This window comes from Flavitalea flava (genome assembly GCF_054461575.1).
The window spans coordinates 1-2,316 of record NZ_JBTLQH010000112.1 but is presented as its reverse complement, the minus strand read 5'-3'; the positions used below and the strand labels follow the sequence as shown (position 1 = coordinate 2,316).

The following is a 2,316-nucleotide window of genomic DNA, read 5'->3' as shown; positions in this document are numbered from 1 at the left end:
AGGATGATCCCTATCCCTGCTTTTTTAGCCGCATGAAGCAAACTAATCGCGGTACTGAATAACATAATTATTGTTTTTATGGGTTAAATGGCTATAGATCGACCACTTCAAACATGGTCAAATCTTCTTCTTTGGCCGATTTGGCAAGTAATTCCAGTTCTAGATACTTACCCAGGTCATTGATCGTATTAAATTCGAATAGAATACGGATAGGAAGGGATAAAAGGAAATCTTTTTTGATAGCTGATATAACACGGGTGGCCAGCAGAGAATGTCCGCCCAATTCAAAAAAATTGTCATGAATGCCCACTCTTTCAAGAGACAATAAATCCTTCCAGATTTCCGCCAATTTCAGTTCGATCTCTGTAACCGGCGCCATGTAGTTATTATATATCTGTGAAGAAACATCCGGATCCGGCAATCCCTTTCGATCGATCTTTCCATTTCCCGTCAAAGGAAGCTGATCAAGTTGAACGAACAGGGAAGGCACCATATATTCCGGTAATTCGTTCTTTAAATAATCCGCGAGCGTCCTGCTGTCAAATGTTTCGTTTGTTACGACATAGGCCACCAGCAATTTATCTCCCGACTTATCGGTTCGTACCGTCACTACCGCCTGATTCACAAATGCATGCTGTTGCAGTTTATGTTCGATCTCTCCCAATTCAATCCGGTAGCCTCTGATTTTAACCTGCTCATCCTTTCTGCTTATAAAACTTATATTTCCATCTGGCAGCCATTTGCACAGGTCGCCGGTTTGGTATATCCTGGAATCAACGTCGGGCATTGACCCAGATACCTTTCCGCTTATCTTTCCTGCATTACTGAAGGGATCGGCGGTAAAACGCTCTGCAGTTAATTCCGGCCGGTTTAAATAACCGCGGGCTAATCCCGCTCCTTTTACATAAAGCTCACCTTCAACTCCAATTGGATTTATTTGTCCACTGCCATTAACGATATAAAGTGTGGTATTTGCCAATGGCTTTCCAATTGGAACAATATCCAGGCCTTCAGCCTGACCCTCAAAACCTGATGAATCGATAGTCGTTTCTGTTAACCCATAACTATTAATAAGTCTTATTTTTCTGCTCCTGCAATAAGCAAATACGTGTTCATAATCTTTCACCATAAATTGATCGGAGCCAACAATTAACAGAGTTAACGAGTGATGGGGTACAGTTTGTATTTCCGAATACCTTATTAAAGGCATTATCAGCGCAGGCGTTGCATCCAACATACTGACTTTTCGGTTTCCTATTTCTTCATACAGGTATGTTATGTCCAATCTTTTATCCTCAGGAACCAAGACCATTGTTCCTCCGTTAAGTAAGGCCCTGCACAGGTCACCGGTAAATACGTCAAAAGACATACTGGCCAGGGATAATAAGACCGGAGGATATTTTTCTAACTCATAGCGGAAACGCCAGCTCATGGTCATATTATACAGGCTTCCCTGTTCAATCATCACTCCTTTTGGATGGCCTGTGGAACCGGAGGTATAAATTACATAAGCCAGGTCACGTTTGCGCGCTGAGTATTGCAGACATTGGTCCGGTTCTTTGGAAATGTCCGGCCAATCCATATCCAGATCAACGGGATGAGCCGAATAATCCGTCGGCATTTTGTGCCGGCAGGCACTGCTGCTTACAAAGACCTCTGCACCCGTATCCTCCAGCATATACCTGATCCTCGCAGCGGGATAAGAAGGATCAATGGGTACATATGCTCCTCCGGACTTTAGGATGCCTAATATCCCAATGACCATATTCAGGGATCGTTCGATGCAAATGGCAACCAGGACTTCAGGCCCCGCTCCTTTTTTCTTTAAATAATTAGCTAGTTGGTTCGAACGCGTATCTAACTCCCGGTAGGTTAATGATTCATCTCCGAAAATCAATGCCACTGTATCCGCTCTACGCTGAACCTGTTCTTTGAAGAGATCCAATACCGTCCGATCCAGGGGATAATCTGACCGGGTGTTATTAAACTCTTCCGTCAATTGGTAATATTCTGACACCGTGAGCAATTCAAGCTCTTTAATTTTTTGATGAGAGGATATTTCGCCTGATAATTGACGCAATACCTGTTCAAAATGGCCGCGTATCTTTTTCACGAATACTTCATCTAATAATCGGCTATTGTAATGAAAGAGTATGTTGATGGTATTCCCTACTCCAATAGTAATACTGAATGGGTAATTATCCTGTTCGTGCATTTGCACACCCCGTACATCAAGGCTCCAGGATCGGGAGGTGATCACTTTGCTGACCGGGTAGTTCTCGAATACGAGCAGGCTGTCGAACAGATCTCCTGTTA

1 protein-coding gene is annotated in these 2,316 nt (G+C 43.3%); it reads right to left on the bottom strand.

Going from position 1 to position 2,316, the window contains the following annotated elements; genetic code table 11:
• Positions 1-91: 91 nt before the first annotated feature.
• The coding region (locus ACX0G9_RS31585; protein WP_459068990.1) for a non-ribosomal peptide synthetase at positions 92-2,316 on the bottom strand (2,225 nt) is incomplete at its 5' end.